Raw genomic sequence first — 21,472 nt, forward strand, 5'->3', positions numbered from 1 at the left:
GTAACGAACGGATCCAAGTAACTCGGTAGTTGCCCCGAATAGGTGGCAGCCGATCCGGGTAGCTCGGCTGCCTTATCGTATTCTTCATAATCGGGATATGTAATTAGTGCCATAAGCGGGTCCAAAGCATTCCGTAATATGGTAGATTAAGGTAGAAAATCCATGATAGGAGGAAAGTTGGATGAAACGGTCGTTGCTGCTTTTCTTTTGCGGGCTGCTGTTGCTGATGCTGCTTTTACCCTTTCGGGCATCCGCCGCCGAAACCGCTTCCGCGAAGGCGGCGGGGAGTTCGAAATCGGGTGTAACGAGGATTGATGCCGGAGGTCAAGCGCTTACGGAGGACGGATCCGTTTGGCAGTGGTCGCCGGGCTTTCGAACTCCCGTTAAGCTGCAAGGACTCGGTTCTGCAGCCGCCACATCGGTAGGTACTCGGCATAATTTGGTGCTCCAAAGCGACGGAACCGTCTGGGCGTGGGGCAGTAATTACGAGCGCCAGCTCGGATTATGCGATCCGACGGACGGTTCCGATCGCTCGACTCCCGTTCAAGTATGCAACCTTAGCTCCATGGTCGCCATTGCTTCAGGGGCTATTCATAATGTAGCACTCAAAAGCGACGGGACCGTCTGGGCGTGGGGGGACAATCTATGGGGCCAACTCGGCGATGGAAGATATTCGTCGAGCGATGGATGGAGCCCCTCGGATAACGCCGGTCCCGTTCAGGTGAAAGATCTTCGTTCGGCAGTCGCGATTGCAGCGGGAATAGATCATAGTTTGGCACTCAAAAGCGACGGAACCGTTTGGGCGTGGGGGAGAAATGTGTACGGCCAGCTGGGCATTGGTAACCGGGACATCGACAAATCCAATATCCCCATTCAGGTGCAGGGACTAAGTTCGGTGGTCGCCATTTCTGCGAATGGTTATCACAATTTGGCCGTCGAGAGCGATGGGACGGTATGGCAGTGGGGATTTACGACAGGCGGCGAAATGTACCGTTTTACGCCTGAACAAGTGAAGGGCCTCCAGTCTGTCCGTTCCGTCGCTGCGGGTTACGACCATAATTTGGCGCTTAAAAGCGATGGAACCGTCTGGGCGTGGGGGGGTAATTCTTCTGGCCAACTGGGTGATGGAACAACGACGCGCCGTTTTTATCCCGCTCCAGTGAAAGGTCTGGGCTCGGTGGAGGCCATCGCTGCGGGAGGTGAAGACAGTTTGGCGCTTTCAAGCGACGGAACCGTCTGGAGTTGGGGATGGTTTGCGATTAACGCCACGACGCCCATACAAGTTCAAGGCATTGGCGGATCCGCTTCAGATACGCCGCAGTGGCCTAAGGGCGACGTGCTGACGGTTACCGATGCGACCTCTACCGGCGTACGGCTGAATTGGCAGCCGGCTTCGGATGATACGGGCGTAGATAAGTACTTGGTATACCGGGACGATACGCTGCTGGCTACTCTGAACGGGGACGCGAACAGCTATGCGGCGGAGGGGCTGTCTCCCAAAACCTACTACCGCTTTACAGTGGTCGCCGTCGATGCCGATAATCATGAAAGTCTGAACCAAGGCGTGATCGTCGCCACGACTGCCGTTCCGATTTCCGGTTCTTTTCAGCTATCCGATTCCAAAACCTATTCGGATGACCGGCACGCGTATCGGGTTTCGTTATATTACGGGTACCTTTCGTCGCCAAACCAAGTGTTGAGCGGATCGTGGACCTTCCCAAAAGGCGAGCATGGGAAAGTGAATGTCTCCATGCTATCGCCGTCAGGCAAAAATTATGACTTGATCATGGAGGCCTCGGGAGACGGTCACCCCTTACCGATCACGACGGACAAGCTCCCGGACGGTATCGAGCATAGCGCTGCCGATATACCGGAAGGGTACACCGCATCGTGGAGCGTGAAAGGACATTCGGACCAAGATTACAGTCCGACGAAGAAGGTATTCGTGTATGTGACGATTCAATCGGATCGTCGCTGAAGAACGTACGGAGGCGTGGAAGAGACCGGTTACGGATGCGGAAAAAGAAAACCGCTCCGGAGAGCGGCTAAATCAATGTCTTAAGCTTGAAGAGCAGCTCTCTTACGTCCTTAAGCTTGTAGCGGTTCCTTTCATCGGAGAAGTCCAACGTGAATTCTCTTGCTGCGGTCGAGATGGTTGCGACGAAAGGAAGCCTACTGAATTCCACGTCATCGTCTGGATCAATGTTGAACGCACTGAACGTGATGTTGATTTTGTTGATGTCCTTGAATGAAATGGCATCCAAGCTGACCGAGAGCTGATCCCCTTCGTAAGAAGTGACCTCATCCAGCGAATTTTCGGTAAGATAGAAAACATGAAGCGCTTCTGCGGTTCTGAATTCAAAGGCGTATGTAATCTTGTCAAGCTCATGGACATGTGCCATAAATGCGAGGAACTTCGCTTCTTGCCAGGACAACGCTTTCAATCTAGTAAAGGCTTCTGTAGCCACGGGTATCGCCTCCTTTTATGTATGTTCGGTATGATCCGGAAATTTCCTTCATTAGTTACAGACCAATGAAGAGTTGGCGGGCAGGATCGCGCGATCCTGATCTCGAACACAGTCCATGCAGGAAGCTGAAGCTGTCCCGATAGACAATCGCACCCTGCCTTGAAACGTCTAAAGGACGACAGACGCACACAACGTAAAGGAGTGAATGGTATGAAATTATTGCTCACATCGGGAGGCATCATTAACAAAAGCATACGCGACGCGCTGGTTGACATGCTGGGCAAGCCGATCGCCGAAGCCAACGCCCTGTGCATCCCCACCGCGATGTACGGGCACCCCTGGGTCGGCCCCGGCGTCAAAACCTGGCAGTTCATCAGCGGGAATTCCGAGGATCGTCTGGTCGACCTGGGCTGGAAGTCCGTCGGCGTGCTGGAGCTCACGGCGCTGCCAAGCATCGACGAGGACCGCTGGGTTCCGCTGGTCCGGGAGACGGATGTCCTGCTGGTGTCGGGCGGCGACGCCCTTTACCTATGCCACTGGATGCGGCAGTCCGGACTGGCCGATCTCTTGCCGTCGCTCAGCGCCGTCTATGTGGGACTGAGCGCCGGGAGTATGGTGATGGCACCGAATATCGGGGAGTACTTCGTCGGCTGGACGCCGCCGGGCGGCGGCGACGAAGCGCTGAAGCTGGTCGATTTCGCGATCTTTCCGCATCTGGAACACGAAATGCTGCCGGGGAACACCATGGCTGCCGCGGAGAGATGGGCCGCCGGGATGCAGGGACCGGCGTATGCGATGGATGATCAGACCGCCATCAAAGTGATCGACGGAGCAGTCGAAGTGGTCTCCGAAGGACAGTGGAAACTTTTTTCACCCTGACCGTTACATCGCTGCGGAGCTAACGGGACACGATCGGTTCAAACGTATCTTGGAGCAGCTTGCCGGCGGCAGCTGCTCCATTATTTCGTTGCGCCGATGGGCGGGATCGTTACGATTCCTATTAAAATGTAGAGTAAGCCGTATGCCTAGCTTATCGACTACCGACTTCATTGCTTGATCGCCCGCTATAGGCATGCGAATGCGGGTTACTGCCGTCGATTGTCGTAAACCCTTCAAATAAGTGGTAATGTCCGCCGCCCGGAAGCGCGATGGCAGGACCCGTGGTCCCCTGAATGCGATGCGCATGACCTTGATTCATGGAAGTAAAGGTATCATAGCTGTGGACATGAGGCACACCGGTAGGGGCTGTGGCAGTCCAGCTCGCATACTGGTGAGAGTGTCCGTCATTGATGGCTGTTATACCGGAAATGGAATGAACATGAACCGGGCTTCCATTGAAGGAAGTGATATAAAGTTTGTGTGAGTGCTGACGATCATCGTCTTCAGAATCCATTACAAACCCAGTAACGGGAATTTTCATAAGGGGCTCCTTCTCTTTAAAGGCATAAAGTACAGGATTAGTCTATGGAGATAGAGGATGCGGGAAGCGGCTTAAGCCCGCCCAGCACAAACTTTACCCGTGATAGATGTTACGCGTTTGGAAGGAATTAGAAATCTCTGATAAAATCAATAGGAAGGTGATCAGGCAGTACAATGCACCCCTAAGGAGAGATAAATGATGGAAAAAAACAAATTACTACGAATGGACAATGTCGGCATCGTCGTAGAATCCCTTGACGGCGCCATTTCTTTCTTCGAGGAGATCGGCTTGAAGCTCGAAGGGCGGGCTACCGTCGAAGGCGAATGGGCCGGCCGCGTAACCGGGCTGGGTTCGCAGCGTGTCGAGATTGCGATGATGGTGACCCCGGATGGCCACAGCCGCCTTGAACTTTCGCGATTTCTCGCCCCGCCTCCCATATCGGATCACCGTACTGCCCCTGTCAATGCCCTCGGATATCTACGCGTCATGTTCGCCGTTGAAGAGATTGACGAATTGGTAGCCAGGCTCATGAAGCATGGCGCTCAGCTCGTTGGCGAAGTGGTTCAATACGAAAATTCGTATCGGCTCTGCTACATTCGCGGACACGAAGGACTTTTAATCGGTTTGGCGGAACAACTCGGAAATAAATAAGCGACCTTGAAAATCGCATGACGACCCGGACGGGATTCCGCTGACGAAGGCGGCCGACCAAGATGGTTCGGAGGCCTTTGTTCGACTAACGGGCGTAAACACGACGGAGTGGACTGCGCACTTCAACTACTATTTGTCATGATCTGCGGAGGAACAGCATATGGATGATCCGGAAAAGCCATTTGAGTTTGTCGTAAAACCTGCTGATGCGGTTCAAATCGATTGCGTGCATCGCATCTTCTCGCCCGGGGACTATTCCCGCCCCCAACATCGAAGATACGAGGTCCAGAGCAACGGCGAAGGCGTATATCTGATTGCCTGGCATCTCGAAACTCCGGTCGGCGGCTTCCTCGTTCGATGGAGCGGGCCTCAGGATGAAGCAGTATCCGCTCGGATCGATGTGGCGAACAGCGCCTTTCTTGAAGGCGGATTGACGATTGATGAATACCGGCGCAAAGGGGTCGCTACGGCAATCATAGGCGAAGCGGAGCGGTTGGCAAAAGAGCATGGTTGTACCCGTATCGGCTTGGAAGTCGGCAGCAGCGACAATCCGGATGCGAAACGGCTTTACGAAAAGCTCGGCTACGTCGATTGGGGCCATGGCGACTTTACGATTCGCTGGGGTTCCATGGATGCGGAAGGGAACACCAGGATGGACGCTGAAGTTGTGACCTATATGGATAAACCGCTCTAACCGCGCTAACCGATTCGATGACAGGCCGCAGCTGCTAAGGCGCGGGCGACGTCGGATTCGAACGAGTTCGCAACCGAATGGACGAGCTAGCAAACCAAATTCGGACGGGACCGAAAAACGTTTAGGAACCCGCATAATGAGTTTTACTCGGTCTAGCGCAAGCCCAGGATGAAGATCCTGGGCTTTTTGCATGGGCGAAGAGGGAACGCTTTTCCTTATGCATTAGGGTTCGGCGGAATATTAGCGCGATCCTAAAAATATTCATAACAAATAAATGAAAATCGCATAACAGGCAATGTACTATTTGATAACCGTTTGCTATAGTAGAGTTATGGAAATGAAAGCGTTTACCAAATTGATGCCGCTTGACGAAGGGGGATTGATTTTGCGTGATTCAGAGGCTTCGCGGGCTCCGATACTGGATGTCCGCAACGTGACGCGCGTATTCGGAAGAGGGGAAACGCGGGTTTATGCATTAAGAGGCGCCACGCTCAGCGTCGGCGCGGGTTCCTTGATCGCGTTGAAGGGCCGGTCCGGCTCGGGCAAGACGACCTTGCTGAATATTATGGGCGCGCTGGACGCTCCGAGCGAAGGGGCGGTCTTCTATGGCGGCAGAGACGGAAGCCGAATGAGCGAACAGCAAAAAAACGAGATGAGGAAAAAAGAAATCGGTTTGATTTTTCAATCGTTCGCGTTGGTGCCGTACTTGAGCGCGTTCGAGAACGTCGAGCTGGGACTCCGGATTGCCGGCGCGCCGGCTTCCGACCGCAAACGGCTGGCCGAAGAAGCGCTCTCCTTCGTCGGACTGGCGCAGCGCATGCACCATCGCCCGCAGGAGCTCTCCGGCGGCGAGCAGCAGCGGACCGCGATCGCCCGGGCCATCGCCCACAAGCCGAAGCTGATCTTGGCGGACGAGCCGACGGCCGAATTGGATTCCCGCATGGGCAAACAAATCATCGAAGTATTCCGTGAACTGGTAGGCACCCTAGGCGTAAGCGTCGTGCTCACGACCCACGACCCGCACATCATGAATCTCGTCGATCAGGTTCATGCACTGGAGGATGGACGAATTGGTTCGGATACCATCAAGCGTGTCTAAAGCCCGGGCGCTGGCGCTCGGCGCGCTGCTCATCGCGAGCGCCGCGTCGGCCGGCTGCAGCTTGCTGCCGAACGAGCAGGCGCCGTTGAAGCCTCCGCTCGTCAAGCCGGCGCAGGCCGAGATTCGGACGATCGACGCCAAGAGCGGCAGCATCGTGAAGCAGGTTTCGGGCTCCGCGGCCTTCGTGCCGACGAAGATCGCGTACTACCAACCGCAGGACGCGGGCGTCATCCGGTCGGTGGACGTCAGGGCCGGCAGCGCCGTGAAGAAAGGCGACGTGCTCGTCACCCTGGAGAATAACGGGTCCGATATCGAGCTGCTGGAGCGCCAAATCGAATACGAGCGCAAGAAGCAGGCGCTGAACGATGCGAATCGAGACGGAGACGCGGAGAGCGCGCATATCGCCAAGCTGGATTTCGAGCTTGCCGAGCTGCTGTACGACAAGGCGAAGAAGAAGGCCGACGGCAGCGTCATTCGCGCCAAAACGGACGGCGTCGTCTCCTATTCGACCGATTTGCAGCCCGGCGATCATTTCGACGCGGGGCGCGTGCTGGCGGCGGTCGCGCAGCCGGACGGCATGCGGCTGGCGCTCGAGTCGGCCGCCAATCCGGCGCTGGCCGATATTAAGATTGGCATGGAAGCGGACGTCACGTATAAGGACAAAACGTACAAGGGCAAGGTGACGCAGACGCCGGCCTCCGCTCCGGAAACCGCCGATGAACGGCTGCGCGACGAATACGGCAAGACCGTGTACATCGAGCTCGGCAAGCTGCCCGAAGGCGCCGCGTTCGGCGCGCATGCGGAGGCGACGATCGTCGCGGCCCGCCGCGACAACGTCATCGTGCTCCCGAAGAGCGCGATCCGCGCGTATTTCGGCCGTACGTTCGTGCAGGTGCTGGAAGGCGAGCGGCGCAAGGAGATCGATATCGAGACCGGTCTCGCGACCGCGACGGAATACGAGATCGTGAAAGGCGTTCAGGAAGGAATGAAGATCATTCTTCCGTAAGCCACCGGGGGGAATCGAGGGAATGCTATCCGTTCTCATCATGCTGCTGCGAAAGATGGCCCGAAACTATTGGCTCGTCATCTGCTTGTTCGGCGGCATGCTCATATGCATCGCGCTGACGTCGAGCATGCCGATCTACAAGAACGCCGTGCTGCATCATATGCTCGTACTGGACTTGGAGCGGAGCTACGAACAGACCGGGGAGCATCCGGGCATGATCGCCGCGCAGTTCACCATGCAAACGGACAACGCGAAGGTGCAGGCGAGCGTGTTGAAGCGGTTCGACGCTTATTGGTCCTCGCATGTTGCCGGGAATCCGCTGCTCCACGTGACGCAGAATCAGAAGCTGGTCGAGACGGTTCGGTTCGGGCTCGCGCCGGCCGATCCGACGCGCGTCGATCCGAACGCGAAGCGCAGCGCCAAGCTGGCCATGCGCTCCGGCATCGAAGACCATGTCCGGCTGGTCGACGGCAAACTGCCTTCGGCGGCGAAGGCGGACGGCGTCTACGAGGTCATGGTCACGGACAGCGCGCTCGGACAGCTCGGCATGCTGCTCGGGCAAGAATACGACATCAAGGATCCGAAAGTGAAAGATCAAGCGATCCGCGTCAAGCCGGTCGCCGTCATCGCGGAGAAGGATCTGAACGATCCGTTCTGGGGCATGCAGGATTTGAAGAACGACCAGAACACGCTGTTCCTGCCCGAGCGGTTGTTCGAACGGGATTTCATCGCGAAGCGTCCGATCATCATCGGCAAGCTCGGCGGGACGGCGATCGGCGATTATTCGCGATTCGACCTCGATACGGCCGCTTACGCGCTGCAGCTGAAGACGAACCTGGCGCCGGACATGATGGGGGCGTACAACTATTCGGTCAGCTCCTCCGTCTCGGTGCCGGGCAGCGAGGCGATGACGGCTTACGGCGAACGGGAGAAGACGCTGCGCGCGCTGCTCTGGTCGCTGAACGTGCCGCTGTTTATTCTGATCGCGTTCTATTTCTTCATGGTGACGAGCATGCTCGTCGAGCGCCAGCAGTCGGAGATCGCCGTGCTTCGCAGCCGCGGCGCGTCGCGGAATCATCTCGTCTTGATGTATGCGGCCGAATTCGGGCTGCTCGCCCTGGCGGCCTTCGCCATCGGCCCTTGGCTCGGCGTCGCCTTTACGCGCGTGCTCGGAGCGACGAGCACGTTCCTGAACTTCGTCGACCGCGGATCGATGAAGGCGGATATGGACGCCGAGAGCTGGAAATACGCGGCGGGCGCGGTAATCGCCGCCTGGATGCTCAACCTGATTCCGGTCTTCATCGCAACGAAGCATTCGATCGTCGACCAGAAGCGGGCGAAGGCGCGCGACGGCAAACGGCCCGTTTGGCAGCTCTTCGCCGTCGACCTCGTGCTGATCGCCATTGCGTTGTACGGCCATTACGTGTTCCGGCAGCGGATGACGGATCTCGTCAAGCTGGGGCTGGACGGTAAATCGCTGTCCGCCGATCCGCTGCTGTATACGATCCCGACGCTGTTCATTCTCGGCTTCGGCCTTCTGATGATTCGGCTGTATCCGTTGTTCGTGGCGCTCGTCTACCGGATGGGGCGCAGGCTGTGGGCGCCGCAATATTACACGACGCTGCTGCTGGTCATTCGCCGGAACCGCATCTATCACGGGCTCATGCTGTTTCTGATTCTGACCGTCGGCACGGGCATCTATAACGCGAATACGGCACGCACGCTGAACGTGAACATGGAAGACCAAATCCGGTACGCCGGCGGCAGCGACATCGTGCTTCGCCAGCACTGGGAGAACGATGCGCCGCCGGCCGCCTCGCCGGTTCCGCAGGCGACGCAGCCGGTGCAGTCGGCGCCGCCGCCGGACATCATCCATTACATGGAGCCGCCGTTCGAATGGATCGAATCGCTGCCGGGCGTCGATACGGCCGCCAAGGTGTTTACGAAGGAAGAAGGGGAAGCCTGGCTGGGCACGAAGAGCGGCAAGGTCAAGCTGGTGGGCATCGATACGGACGCCTTCGGCAATGCCGCGTGGATGAAGGACGGCCTGACGCCGTACCCGTTCTATGATTATCTGAACGTGATCGCTTCGGATACGCATGCGGTGCTGCTGTCGAAGACCGCGGCCGATTATTACGGCGCCAAAGTCGGCGATACGCTGGACGTGGGCTGGGAAGGGATTCGTCCGACGCGCCTCGTCGTATACGGCATCGTGCCTTATTTTCCGGCCTTCAACCCGAATCCGGTCGCCGGGCCGAAGGACAGCGACGGCAAGCCGCGGAATCCGATGCTGATCGTCGGCCACCTGGATACGATCCAGAACGAGCTCGGCATGGAGCCGTACGACGTCTGGCTGAAGCTGAAGCCCGGCGCGAACAGGCAGGCGCTGCTAGGCGAGATGGAGAAGCGCCGGATCAAGCTCGAGAAGTTCGAGGATACGATCGGCAGCATTGCCGAGAGCCGCATGGATCCGTTCCGGATGGCGATCAACGGCGTCATGACGCTCGGCTTCATCATTTCGCTCGCGGTCAGCTTCCTTGGTTTCATGCTCTTCTGGCTGCTCTTGCTCCAGGGGCGCATGCTGCAATTCGGCATCTATCGCGCGATGGGGATTTCCTTCAAGCAGCTTCTCGGCATGATGACGCTGGAGCAGCTGCTGACGACCGGAGCCGGCTTCTTCATCGGCATCGCGACCGGATTCGCCGCCGGGCAAATATACGTGCCGTTGTTCCAGCTTTCCTTCGATCCGGGCCGGATCGTGCCGCCTTTCCAAGTCATCAGCGATCATGCGGACGTCTTCCGGCTCGGCATCTCGACCTGTCTCATGCTTGCCGCCGGGCTCGTCATTCTGTGCTGGCTGCTGAAGCGGATGAATATTCACCAAGCGGTCAAGCTCGGGGAGGATTAGCTATTGATTACATGCGAGAATCTAGTTAAAATCTATAAAACCGCCGAAGTCGAGGTCGTTGCGCTGCAAGGATTGAACTTGCAGGTGAATCAAGGCGAAATGGTAGCGGTCATCGGCAATTCGGGCAGCGGCAAATCAACTCTGCTGAACATGCTGGGCGGCTTGGACCGCCCTTCTGCAGGCGGGTTGACGATCGCCGGCAAGGATATGCTGAAGCTGACCGACAACGATCTGAACGTCTATAAACGCGAAACCGTCGGGTTTATTTGGCAAAATAAAGCGCGAAATCTCGTCCCTTACTTGACCGCGCGCGAGAATGTCGAAATTCCGATGCTGCTGCACGACCGGAGGCAAAAACGGCTCCGGGCGATCGAGCTGCTCGAAGCGGTCGGACTCGGTTCGCGGACCGGCCACAAGCTTCAGCAGCTCTCGGGCGGCGAACAGCAGCGCGTGGCCATCGCGATCGCGCTGGCCAACCGGCCGAAGCTGCTGCTCGCCGACGAGCCGACGGGCGCGCTGGATACGCGGACGTCGGACCAAATCATGGCGTTGCTCCGCAGATTGAACGCCGAAATGGGCTTGACCATCGTCATCGTGACGCATGATCTGGATCTGGCCAAACAGGTGCAGCGGGTCGTGCTCATCCGGGACGGCCGGACGTCGTCGGAGATGATCCGGCGAACGGAGGAGCGCGAGGCGGAAGACGCGGCGGGCGAAGAGACGGAGCTCGATACCCATATCGAATACGCCGTCATGGATCGTTCCGGCCGGATTCAAGTGCCGGAGCGCTACTTGGAAGCCATAGGCGCCAAGGACGCGGACAAGGTCGTGCTGCGGCTGGAAGAGGACCATATCGTTTTGCGGCCCTTCTCGCCGGCAGGCAAAACGGGGGGCTGAACGCGCTATACGCTACGACGACCAAACGAAAAATTAAAAAGAGAAACGGATGGGACATCATGAGAGGAAAAGTGAGAATTCAAGAAATCGCCGATTTAGCGGGTGTATCCAAGTTCGCCGTTTCTCGCGCCTTGTCCGGGAAGAGCGGCGTGAGCGCCAAGACGCGGGAGAAAATCTTGCGCGTCGCCGGCCAGTTGGGTTACTTCAAGAACAACGAGCAGCAGCAGCAGCGATTCACGGGCGAGCTGCAGGAATTCGAGGAGGTCAAGTGGGACGGCACGATCGTGGTCATGTTTCCGAACTTGCGGTACCAGAACAAGGAACACATTTATTGGGGGCCGGTATTCGAAGGCGTGTCCTCGCGTCTTCGCCAGCGCGGGCTCGACATCATCACCATAACGGAGCCTTCCGACGATAACGTATTCAAGCTGCTGAATCCGGCGGCGATTCAGGGCATAATTACGATCGGGACCGTCTCGACGCAAATGCTGCTTAAGATCAAGCAAATGGACATTCCCGTCGTCATGGTCGACCACAGCGATCCCGTCTTTGCGTGCGATACGATCTTCACCGACAATTTTAACAGCATGCAGCAGATGATGATGACGCTGATCAGCAAAGGATACCGCAAGTTTCAATTCGTCGGGAACATCAAGGATGCCCAAAGCTACTTCGACCGATGGCTGGCCTTCCGCTCCGCCCTGGAGAACTGCCAGATCGAACTGCAGCAGGACCCCATGCTGATCGGCCCCGAAGCGCAGGATATCTATCTCTTGTTCAAGCAATATCGGCCGGTCGACCTGCCGGAGGTCTACGTATGCGCGCATGACGTCAACGCGAAGTTCCTCATCGAGCAGCTGGGCTATCTGGGGATCGAAGTGCCGGCCCGCTGCGCGGTAACCGGCTTCGACAACACCTGCGATACCCATCCGATTCTCGCGACGGTGAACGTGAACAAGGAGCTGCTCGGGATGCGCGCCGTGGACCAGATGTTATGGCGCATTCAAAACCCGGGAACCGCCCATGAGAAAAAACTGATCTATGCGGACGTGATTCTGCGGGAGAACTTCGCCTACCCGTTAAGCGGCGAAGCCGGGCAAGAAGAGCAGGAGGCAGCGGAGGCAGAAGCGCAATAACAAGCGGCAGACAACCTAAATTTTTGCTAAAAAATTTGCCGTGGACGCTGCCGATTTGATTTCGTTTGCCTGCATCGGATCACCGAATCCTACGTCTAACCGTTGTTTCCCTCTCCCGGCCCAAATGGGCCGTCTTACGGCTGCGTAAGCGGCTTGTCATCCTCGCTGCGCCGTCTCTCCGTTTCATCGCGCTTTGCCTGCCACCAACTAGAGGAATACGCAGCCTGCTCGCGCTAAGAAAGATCAATATTAACGATCGGATTCAACATGGCTTGACCCGGAGTCTCCGCCTTTCAGTGTAGGTTGTAGGCGCTACAAACCAATGCGATGCGAGGAGGGGCTCTTTTTTGCGCGCGGTTACGGGCGATCGAATACCCCTAATAAAATAACAAAATGAAAACAAAACTACATTAATGTTGCCAAAATGTTGTGAATGTTGCAAAAATTTGATTGACTGATTTTGGATCGCGATGCTATTATTGACATGCAAGTCATCAAACACTTCGCAAACCGGTGGTGATGGGGGTACGCTAAAACAATAGAATGAAAACGGTTACGAAGAAGAGGGAACTAAAAAATCCATCTCGGAAACCGGTAGACCTTGCCGGAGCAAACGGATATTGCTCATTAAAAAGCGGGAGGTTGTTTTGCAAATGAAAAAAGTGAAAGCACTTACATTTCTGCTTGCGACGACGATGCTTACGTTGACGGCATGCGGAGGCGGCAGCAATAACGCGGGCGGCAACGCCGCGAACAATCCGCCTGCCAACGACGCGTCGACGGGCACGGCAACCGGCAATGACCCGGCTGCGAACAACGCTCCGGCCGGCAACGACGCCTCCGGCAACAACGCGGCGGCGACGAACGAGGACGCCCCCGCTCCGCTCGACCTCGGCGGCCGCGAAATCCATATCTCCGCCTGGTGGGACGGCACGCCGAAGGGCGACACGGCCGACTCCAAGAAAGCGCTCGATAAACTGCACGAAATCGAGAAGAAATACAACGTCAAAATCAAATACGACAACATCCCGTTCGATAAATACATGGATAAGTTCACGACGGCCGCGCTCTCCGGAACGCCGATGGCCGACATCTCCATCCTTGAGTTCAAGCGCGCGCTTGCCCCGATCAAACAAGGCTTGATCCTTCCTCTCAGCGAGTACACCCAAGGCACCAGCGATATCAACAACGAACAAGAACACACGGTCAAGCTTCCGCAGCTCCTCGGCGACGAGTACTTCTTCGGCGGCAAAGGCGTATCGACCGTAGGCATGTTTTACAACCGCGATCTGTTCAAGAAGCTCGGCCTGCCGGATCCGCAGGACCTGTACGCGGGCGGTCAATGGAACTGGGATAAATTCCTCGAAGTCGCGAAGCAGGCGACGACGGATACGAATAACGACGGCAAGCCGGATACCTGGGGCTTCTCGGATTGGGCGCCGGGCGCGGCCCGCGACTTCGGCGTAACGAACGGCGCGCTGTTCGTCAACGACGACCTGACCGTCGGCTTCACGGATCCGAAAATGATCGAAACGCTGGAATTCATCAACCGGCTGTACAACAAAGAAAACGTCGTGAAAGTCAAAAAAGGCGACAAAAACAGCTGGGATGAAACGTCCACGTTCAAAGACGGCGACGTCGCGATGTCCTCGAACTTCGATTGGAACGTCGGCGGCCTGCCGTTCGAGGTCGGCGTCGTGCCGAACCCGCAAGGTCCGAGCGGCGACGGCAAGTTCACTTACGCGAACACCGCCCAGAATGGCTGGGTCATTCCGAAGGGCGTAAAAGACCCGCAAATCGTGTACCAAATCTACGAAGAGCTGCAGGACGTGCCTTCCACGGAAGAATACCTCGGCCAAAACGGTCTGGAGGCGCTCTTCAAAAACCAAGCGGACATCGACATGGCGCTGCAGCACATCAACAATACCGGGCGGATCTCGCTTGAAGAAGGCGTTGCCGACTACCCGTGGTTCTCGGTCCTGGACGACATCATCAAGAAGAACCAATCCGTGACCGCCACGGTCAAGAAGTACGAAGCGCCTGCGCAAGCCGCGCTCGATAAATTAAAATAACGCCTGGACACCTGTTGATAGGGAAGGAAGGGAGGGGAGGCCGGACGTGCCGGTACAACCCTCCTTTTCTATGCAAAGCGAGCCTAACAACCGGCTAACGAAACGGATAATACGATCAAACATTAGGCTAACGTGTTTGGTGTCCATATAGGTGCGTTCCAGGAAGACGACGGTACGCGAGTGCGCTTTCGTCAGCGGGATGCGAGAACCGCAGATCAAGCCGCCGCTTGGGAGGGCTGACATTGAATGGGAGAAAACGCCTGAAGAAATGGGGAATGACGGCCGCATGCGCCGTCATCGCGATTGCGCTGCTCGCCGTATGGACCCGATCGGGAAAGGACGGCACGGCAGCCGCGGGAAGCCGATCGGCGTTCGCCGAAGGCGCCTGGTCGACGCTGCAGGAGGGGCGCGGCGATTACGCGGACTATCTGTCGAAGCACGAGAACGCCGGCTTCGCCGATCAAGAGATCGTTCTCGATGCCGCCAGCTACGCCAAGGTCGAGGGCGGCGGCTTCGAGAAGCTGGACGATTATGAAGGCCGGGCCGGCACGTCCCTTAAGACCGGCGAGCAGGGCAGCGTATCCTGGGACATTCAAGTGACGCAAGAGGGCTTCTATAACATCGGGCTTGACTATTACCCGATCGCGGGCAAGAGCTCGAGCATCGAGCGATCGCTGCAGATCGACGGCGTCGTTCCGTTCACGGAAGCGTCTTACCTGCAATTCGATCGCGTATGGGACAACGAGCTGGATCATGTGAAGCAGGACAATCTGGGCAACGACCTGCGCCCGGAGCAAATCGAGAAGCCGGCGTGGCGCGATGCGCTGCTCGAGGATTCGGACGGCTACTACGCCGATCCGTTCAAGTTTTACTTGAGCGCCGGCCAGCACACGCTCACGTTCGTCTCGCAGCGCGAGCCGATGGTTCTACATCAGCTGAAGCTGTTTCGGCAGAAGCAGCCGCCGTCTTATGAAGCCGCGCTCAAGCAGTACGAGAAGGACGGGCTCAAGAAAGCCGACAGCCGGTTGATTACCGTGCAGGGCGAAGCGGCCGTCGCGAAGTCGTCGCCGACGCTGTATCCGCAGACGGAGCGTTCCACCTCCTCCGTTACGCCATACAGCCCGAAGCTCATCCGGGTCAATACGATCGGCGGCTATAACTGGCGTCTGCCGGGACAATGGATCGAGTGGGAAGTCGACGCGCCGGAAACGGGACTCTATAAAATCGCCTTGAAGTCCAAGCAGGAATTCGTTCGCGGCTTGTACGCGACGCGCCGACTGCTGATTAACGGCGAGGTTCCGTTCAAGGAAGCCGAACGAATTCCGTTCCGCTACAAGAACGGCTACCGCATCGACGTCATGGGCGGCGACGCGCCGTACCTGTTCAAGCTCGAGAAAGGCAAGAACGTCATTCGCATGGAAGATACGCTCGGCGAGTTCGCTCCGCTCATCCGCGAAGTGAAAGAGAGCCTGTACACGCTCAATGCCATGTATCGCAAGATCATCATGATTACCGGCGCATCGCCGGATAAATACCGGGATTACCGCTTGGATAAGCAAGTGCCGAAGATGCTGGAAACGTTCCAATCCGAGAGCGAACGGCTTTCCGCCGTCGGCGCAGAGCTGAAACGGCTGTCGGGCGGAAGCAGCGATTCCGAAGCGCTCCTGAAGACGATGGCGCTGCAGCTGAAAGAATTGGTGAAGGAGCCCGATACGATTCCCCGCCGCCTCGCCGCGTTCAAGAGCAACGCCGGGGGTCTCGGCACCTGGCTGCAGAAAGCGATCGAGATGCCGCTTCAGCTCGACGAATTGTACATTGCGTCGCCGGACAAGACGTTTCCTTCGTCCGGAGAGGGCTTCTTCTCGAAGCTGAAGCACGAGCTCTCGACGTTCGCGTATTCCTTCGTGATCGATTACAACCAGATCGGCAACGATTCGGAGGAGAAGAACCAAAAGTCGATTACCGTCTGGATCGGCAGCGGCCGGGACCAGGCAAACACGCTGAAGGCGATGATCGACGAAACGTTCACGCCGCAAACGGGCATCAACGTGAATTTGAAGCTGGTGCAAATGAACACGCTGCTTCCGGCAACCTTGGCCGGCCGCGGCCCGGACGTCGCGATGCAGATCAGCAACGATATTCCGGTCAACTACGCGATGCGCGGCGCTGCCGCCGACTTGTCGCGATTCTCCGATTATTCGGAAGTGGCGAAGCGGTTCCGCGACAGCGCGCTTGTTCCGTACACGTACGAGCAGGGCGTCTACGCGCTGCCGGAGACGCAAACCTTCAATATGCTCTTCTACCGCAAGGACGTGCTGGCGGAGCTTGGGCTTGAAGTGCCGCAAACGTGGGACGACGTCTATAAGCTGCTCACCGTCCTAAGCAAGAACCGGATGCAGTTCGGCATGCCGATCACGGTTCCGCAGACATCGGTGCCGGTGCCGGGCCAGAACATCCCGCCGAACTCGATCTACGGCTCGCTGCTCATGCAGAACGGCGGTCAATTCTACCGGGAGGGCGGCAGAGCGTCCGATCTGGATTCGAAAATCGGCGTCGAAACGTTCAAGACGTGGACGGACCTGTACGGCGACTATAAGCTGGAACGCGAATTCGACTTCGCGAACCGGTTCCGCACCGGCGAAATGCCGATCGGGATCGTCGATTACACGACGTACAATCAGCTCACCGTATTCGCGCCGGAAATCCGCGGCATGTGGGGCTTCGCGCCGATTCCGGGCACCAAGCAGGCGGACGGCACCATCCGCAGAGATACGCCGAGCACGGGCAACGGCACGCTGATGCTGAGCGGCGCGAAGGACAAGGACGCGTCCTGGGCATTCATGAAATGGTGGACCGACGAGAAGACCCAAACGAATTTCGGCCGGGAGATGGAGGCGCTGATGGGTGCTTCCGCGCGCTATCCGACGGCGAACATCAAAGCGCTCGACAGCTTGCCTTGGCCGGTCGCCGATTACGATAACCTCAAAGCGCAGTTCGCGTACGTCAGGGGCGTTCCCGAGGTGCCGGGCGGCTACTTCACCGGGCGCCATCTGCAGAACGCGTTCCTGAAAGTGGTCGTCGAGAAAAACACGGAAGCGCGCGAAGCGATCATGGATTACACCCAATACATCCAAGACGAGATCAAAGCGAAGCGCAAAGAATTCGGCCTGCCGGAATAAGGAGGGATCCGCGTGTCAACGATCGGTACACCGAGTCAGCCTTCCGTGACCGTAGCCGCCGGGACGCCAGCCGTGAAAACGTCAAGCTGGCTGGCGATCAAATGGAAGGAAATCAAGGCGCATAAGCATTCCTATATCCTCATGTCGCCCTACATGCTGCTGTTCGCCGTCTTCACGGTGCTGCCCGTGATCATGTCCGTCGTCATCAGCTTCACGTACTTCAACATGCTCGAATTCCCGCGCTTCATCGGCTGGCAGAACTACTCCCGCCTGTTCCTCGAAGACGACGTGTTCTTGATCGCGATCAAGAATACCATCCTCTTCGCCGTCATTACCGGACCGCTCAGCTATATGGCCTGCTTCGTCTTCGCCTGGATCATCAACGATCTTCGCCCGAAGCTGCGCGCGTTCATGACGCTGATCTTCTACGCGCCGTCCATCTCGGGGAACGTCTACTTCCTCTGGCAGATGATCTTCTCGGGAGACCGTTACGGCATCGCGAACGGGTTCCTGATCAAGACGGGCGTGCTGCTCGACCCGATTCAATGGCTGAAGACGGAGCAGTACATCATGCCGATCATCATCCTCGTGCAGCTCTGGCTCAGTCTCGGGACTGGCTTCCTCGCCTTCATCGCGGGACTCCAAACCGTGGATAAAACGCTGTACGAAGCGGGCGCGGTCGACGGCATCAAGAACCGCTGGCAGGAGCTGTGGTACATCACGCTTCCTTCGATGAAGCCGCAGCTGATGTTCGGAGCCGTCATCCAGATCACCTCGTCCTTGGCGATCGCGGACGTGTCCATCTACCTGGCCGGGTTCCCGAGCGTCAACTACGCGGCCGAAACCATCGTCACGCACTTGATCGACTTCGGCACGATCCGCTTCGAGATGGGCTACGCATCGGCGATCGCGACCGTGCTGTTCACCTTGATGGTCGGGACGAACCTGATCGTGCAGCGACTTCTCAGGAGGGTGGGGGAATAGAAGATGAGGTTAGCGCTTCCCATTCGCAAGAAACGAGTGAACCGTTCGTTCGCCGGGACGTTCTGGATGTTCGTGTTTCTGGCTGCCGTCGCCGCTTTCATGGCGCTGCCGCTCGTATACGCGATCAACGCGGCGTTCAAGCCGCTCGACGAAATCTTCCTGTTCCCGCCGACGCTCTTCGTTCGGCATCCGACGACGAGCAACTTCATCGACCTGATGACGCTGCTCGGCCAATCGTGGGTCCCGTTCTCCCGGTACATTTTCAATACCTTCTTCATTACCGGAGTGGGCGTGGTCGGTCACGTGCTGCTGGCTTCGGCCGCGGCGTATCCGCTCGCGAAGCACAAGTTTCCCGGGTCGAAGCTCGTCTTCACCGTCGTCGTGCTCTCGCTGATGTTCACGCCGCAAGTAACGGCGATTCCGAATTACATGGTCATGTCCTGGATCGGCTTCATCGATACGTACTGGGCCGTGATCGTGCCGGCGTTCGCGTTCTCGCTGGGCTTGTACCTCATGAAGCAATTCATGGAGCAAATTCCCGACGCGCTGCTGGAGTCGGCCAAGATCGACGGCGCGAACGAATACCGGATCTTCTGGCAAATCGTCATGCCGAACGTGAAGCCGGCTTGGCTGACCTTGGTCATCCTGCTCTTCCAGATGCTCTGGGGAACGGACGGCAACGGCTTCATCTATAGCGAGCAGCTGAAGACGCTTCACTATGCGTCCAACCAGATCATCTTCGGCGGCATCGCGCGCGCCGGCGTCGGCTCGGCCGTCGCGCTCATCCTGATGAGCGTGCCGATCGCCCTGTTCGTCTTCTCGCAAAGCCGCATTATCGAAACGATGACGACTTCCGGCATGAAGGACTAAGGGAGGTGGAAGCGTGCGCTTGAAGAGAGTTTTGCTGCTGGCCGCCATTCTGTCGCTGGCCGCATCGATCGGCATTCCCTCGGCGGCTGCGGCTGCGCCATACGAAGCCTACACGTACGATTACTACGGCGATTCATCGCCGCTGCCGGCCCCGTACGTGCCGGATGCCGCGATAACGGGCGAAAGCTTGGGGGTCGGCGACTTCAAAGAACCGAGCGACATGTACGTTGCGCCGGATAAGACCACGTATATCCTGGACAGCGGCAACGCGCGGATCATCGTGCTGGATCCGGAGCTGCGCGTCGATCGCGTCATCAAGACGTTCACGAACAACGGCAGGAAGGACGGCTTCGCGGCGCCGCAAGGGCTGTTCGTCTCCGACAAGAACGAGCTGTACGTGGCGGACACCGACCACGGCCGCGTCGTCGTGCTGTCCGAGCAAGGCGAGCTGATCCGCATAATCGCGGATCCGAAGTCGGATATATTGCCCGCGGATTTCAAGTTCGTGCCGCTCAAAGTCACGGTCGATGCGGCGGATCGCGTATTCGTCATCGCGCGCGGCGTATTCGAAGGCATCATGCAGTTCGACGACAAGAATAGTTTCATGGGCTATGTCGGCACGATCAACGTGTCGCCTTCCGTCTGGGACCGGCTCTGGAAGTCGTTGTCCACCAAGGCGCAGAAGGCGCAGATGCAGCTGTTCATCCCGACCGAATTCTCGAATGCCGACATCGACCCCAAGGGCTTCGTGTATGCGACCGCGATCGATATCGCGTCCGACACGCCGATCAGGCGGCTGAACCCGTCCGGCGACGACGTCCTGAAGCGGCTCGGCTACTGGCCCGTCAAGGGCGATATCCGCTTCCGGATGTTCGGCAACAATTCGGGTCCGTCCAAGTTCACCGACATCAAGGTGCTGGGCGGCGGCATGTACGCCGCGCTCGACGCCAACCGCGCGCGGCTGTTCACCTACAACGACGAAGGCGACTTGCTGTATGCCTTCGGCGGCCGGGGCAACCAGCTCGGGGTCTTCAATACGCCCGTCGCCGTCGAACAGATCGGCGATCGGCTCGCGGTGCTGGACAGCGGCAAGAAAAACATCGTCCTCTTTCGTCCGACGGCGTTCGGCACCCTTGTCCGGCGGGCGACGACGGAGCACTATAACGGCAACGACGACGTCGCCGTCCAGCTATGGAGCGACGTGCTTCGCTTGAACACGAACTATGAAATTGCTTACCTCGGCATCGGCAAGTCGCTCCTGATGCAGAAGAACAACGAGAAGGCGATGGAATATTTCAAGCTCGGCATGAGCCGCAAAAACTTTTCGATCGCGTACAAGCGCTATCGCCGGGAAGTGCTGAAGGAGCAGTTCGGCACGGTCATGACCGTCGTGCTAACCCTCGTCATTGCGTTTATCGCGTATCGCGTTGCCAGACTCGTCAATAGAAGGAGGGCTGTGAAGCGTGAAGCAGGACTTTCTTAAATTTCCGCTCCATCTGATCGTGCGTCCGTTCGACGGATTCTGGGACATGAAGTACGAGGGCAAGGGCAAATTGAAGGTTGCGCTGCTGATCTTGCTCGCGCTCGTCCTGACGACGATCTTGCAGAAGCAATTTGCCGGCTTTCTCGTCAACATGGCGGATCCGCGCTCGCTCAACAGCCTGGACGATTTGGAGTTCACGATTCTTCCTTTCTTGTTATTCTGCATCGCGAACTGGTCGATCACGACGCTCATGGAAGGGGAAGGGAAGTTCAAAGAGATCGTGATGGCAACCGGGTACGCACTGCTGCCGATCGTGCTCATCAACCTGCCGATGACGTTCGTCAGCCGGTTCATGACGCAGGAGGAGACGGCGTTCTATTATCTCTTGAACAGCATCTCCAGCCTCTGGTTCGTCGTGCTGCTGTTCGTGGGGATCATGACCGTCCACCAATACACGCCGGCCAAGACGGTGCTGACGATGGCGCTGACCGTCATCGCCATGGGGTTCGTCGTCTTCATCGCCACCTTGGCGTTCAGCCTCGGTTCGCAGATCTACTGGTTCATCTATGACGTCTACCGTGAACTCATATTCCGGACCTAAAGGA

At 57.6% G+C, this 21,472-nt stretch carries 17 protein-coding genes; 15 read left to right on the top strand and 2 right to left on the bottom strand.

The window, feature by feature from the left end:
• Window positions 1-181: 181 nt before the first annotated feature.
• Window positions 182-1,978 (top strand): RCC1 domain-containing protein, encoded by a 1,797-nt coding sequence (locus tag I8J29_RS05290; RefSeq protein WP_208846616.1) that lies wholly within the window; start codon window positions 182-184, stop codon window positions 1,976-1,978.
• A 67-nt stretch (window positions 1,979-2,045) separates the two neighbouring features.
• On the opposite strand, the gene I8J29_RS05295 is transcribed toward I8J29_RS05290, so the two are convergent.
• Complete coding sequence (locus I8J29_RS05295; protein ID WP_208846617.1) at window positions 2,046-2,468, bottom strand: hypothetical protein; 423 nt, start codon at window positions 2,466-2,468, stop codon at window positions 2,046-2,048.
• Window positions 2,469-2,678: 210 nt separating this feature from the next.
• Here I8J29_RS05295 and I8J29_RS05300 point away from each other — a divergent pair, with 210 nt between their 5' ends.
• The gene (locus tag I8J29_RS05300; RefSeq protein WP_208846618.1) at window positions 2,679-3,347 is read left to right on the top strand and encodes a Type 1 glutamine amidotransferase-like domain-containing protein; all 669 of its coding nucleotides are present in this window, start codon (window positions 2,679-2,681) and stop codon (window positions 3,345-3,347) included.
• Between the two features lie 151 nt (window positions 3,348-3,498).
• On the opposite strand, the gene I8J29_RS05305 is transcribed toward I8J29_RS05300, so the two are convergent.
• Window positions 3,499-3,888, bottom strand: a complete 390-nt coding sequence (locus tag I8J29_RS05305) for a YmaF family protein (protein WP_208846619.1) — start codon at window positions 3,886-3,888, stop codon at window positions 3,499-3,501.
• A 198-nt stretch (window positions 3,889-4,086) separates the two neighbouring features.
• Here I8J29_RS05305 and I8J29_RS05310 point away from each other — a divergent pair, with 198 nt between their 5' ends.
• From I8J29_RS05310 to I8J29_RS05370, 13 genes are all read left to right on the top strand, one after another.
• Window positions 4,087-4,539, top strand: a complete 453-nt coding sequence (locus I8J29_RS05310) for a VOC family protein (protein ID WP_208846744.1) — start codon at window positions 4,087-4,089, stop codon at window positions 4,537-4,539.
• A gap of 160 nt (window positions 4,540-4,699) precedes the next feature.
• Window positions 4,700-5,233, top strand: coding sequence for a GNAT family N-acetyltransferase (locus tag I8J29_RS05315; protein WP_208846620.1), 534 nt, complete (start codon window positions 4,700-4,702; stop codon window positions 5,231-5,233).
• A gap of 358 nt (window positions 5,234-5,591) precedes the next feature.
• Window positions 5,592-6,332: an ABC transporter ATP-binding protein gene (locus I8J29_RS05320; RefSeq protein ID WP_208846745.1), complete on the top strand. Its 741-nt coding sequence runs from the start codon at window positions 5,592-5,594 to the stop codon at window positions 6,330-6,332.
• Entirely contained in the window at window positions 6,325-7,338 is a 1,014-nt protein-coding gene (locus I8J29_RS05325; RefSeq protein WP_208846621.1) for an efflux RND transporter periplasmic adaptor subunit, read from the top strand. The genes I8J29_RS05320 and I8J29_RS05325 overlap by 8 nt, the downstream gene beginning before the upstream one ends.
• 22 nt (window positions 7,339-7,360) lie before the next feature.
• A complete protein-coding gene (locus tag I8J29_RS05330) occupies window positions 7,361-10,246 on the top strand; it encodes an ABC transporter permease (RefSeq protein WP_208846622.1) in 2,886 nt (961 codons plus the stop codon).
• Between the two features lie 3 nt (window positions 10,247-10,249).
• The gene (locus I8J29_RS05335) at window positions 10,250-11,143 is read left to right on the top strand and encodes an ATP-binding cassette domain-containing protein (protein ID WP_208846623.1); all 894 of its coding nucleotides are present in this window, start codon (window positions 10,250-10,252) and stop codon (window positions 11,141-11,143) included.
• 59 nt (window positions 11,144-11,202) lie between these two features.
• On the top strand, window positions 11,203-12,279 hold the full coding sequence (locus I8J29_RS05340) for a LacI family DNA-binding transcriptional regulator (RefSeq protein WP_208846624.1): 1,077 nt from the start codon (window positions 11,203-11,205) through the stop codon (window positions 12,277-12,279).
• A gap of 653 nt (window positions 12,280-12,932) precedes the next feature.
• The gene (locus I8J29_RS05345; protein WP_208846625.1) at window positions 12,933-14,351 is read left to right on the top strand and encodes an ABC transporter substrate-binding protein; all 1,419 of its coding nucleotides are present in this window, start codon (window positions 12,933-12,935) and stop codon (window positions 14,349-14,351) included.
• A gap of 242 nt (window positions 14,352-14,593) precedes the next feature.
• Window positions 14,594-17,530 carry an extracellular solute-binding protein gene (locus I8J29_RS05350; protein ID WP_420831095.1) on the top strand — a complete coding sequence of 979 codons (2,937 nt, stop codon included), beginning with the start codon at window positions 14,594-14,596 and terminating at the stop codon, window positions 17,528-17,530.
• A 72-nt stretch (window positions 17,531-17,602) separates the two neighbouring features.
• Window positions 17,603-18,514 carry a carbohydrate ABC transporter permease gene (locus I8J29_RS05355; protein ID WP_338113062.1) on the top strand — a complete coding sequence of 304 codons (912 nt, stop codon included), beginning with the start codon at window positions 17,603-17,605 and terminating at the stop codon, window positions 18,512-18,514.
• Between the two features lie 3 nt (window positions 18,515-18,517).
• Complete coding sequence (locus I8J29_RS05360; protein WP_208846626.1) at window positions 18,518-19,384, top strand: carbohydrate ABC transporter permease; 867 nt, start codon at window positions 18,518-18,520, stop codon at window positions 19,382-19,384.
• A gap of 13 nt (window positions 19,385-19,397) precedes the next feature.
• Window positions 19,398-20,867 (top strand): gluconolactonase, encoded by a 1,470-nt coding sequence (locus I8J29_RS05365; RefSeq protein WP_208846627.1) that lies wholly within the window; start codon window positions 19,398-19,400, stop codon window positions 20,865-20,867.
• The gene (locus tag I8J29_RS05370; protein ID WP_208846628.1) at window positions 20,848-21,468 is read left to right on the top strand and encodes a Yip1 family protein; all 621 of its coding nucleotides are present in this window, start codon (window positions 20,848-20,850) and stop codon (window positions 21,466-21,468) included. Before I8J29_RS05365 ends, I8J29_RS05370 begins: the two co-directional genes overlap by 20 nt.
• The last annotated feature ends 4 nt before the right edge of the window (window positions 21,469-21,472 follow it).

This window comes from Paenibacillus artemisiicola, from assembly GCF_017652985.1.
Taxonomy (GTDB): Bacteria; Bacillota; Bacilli; order Paenibacillales; family Paenibacillaceae; genus Paenibacillus_Z; species Paenibacillus_Z artemisiicola.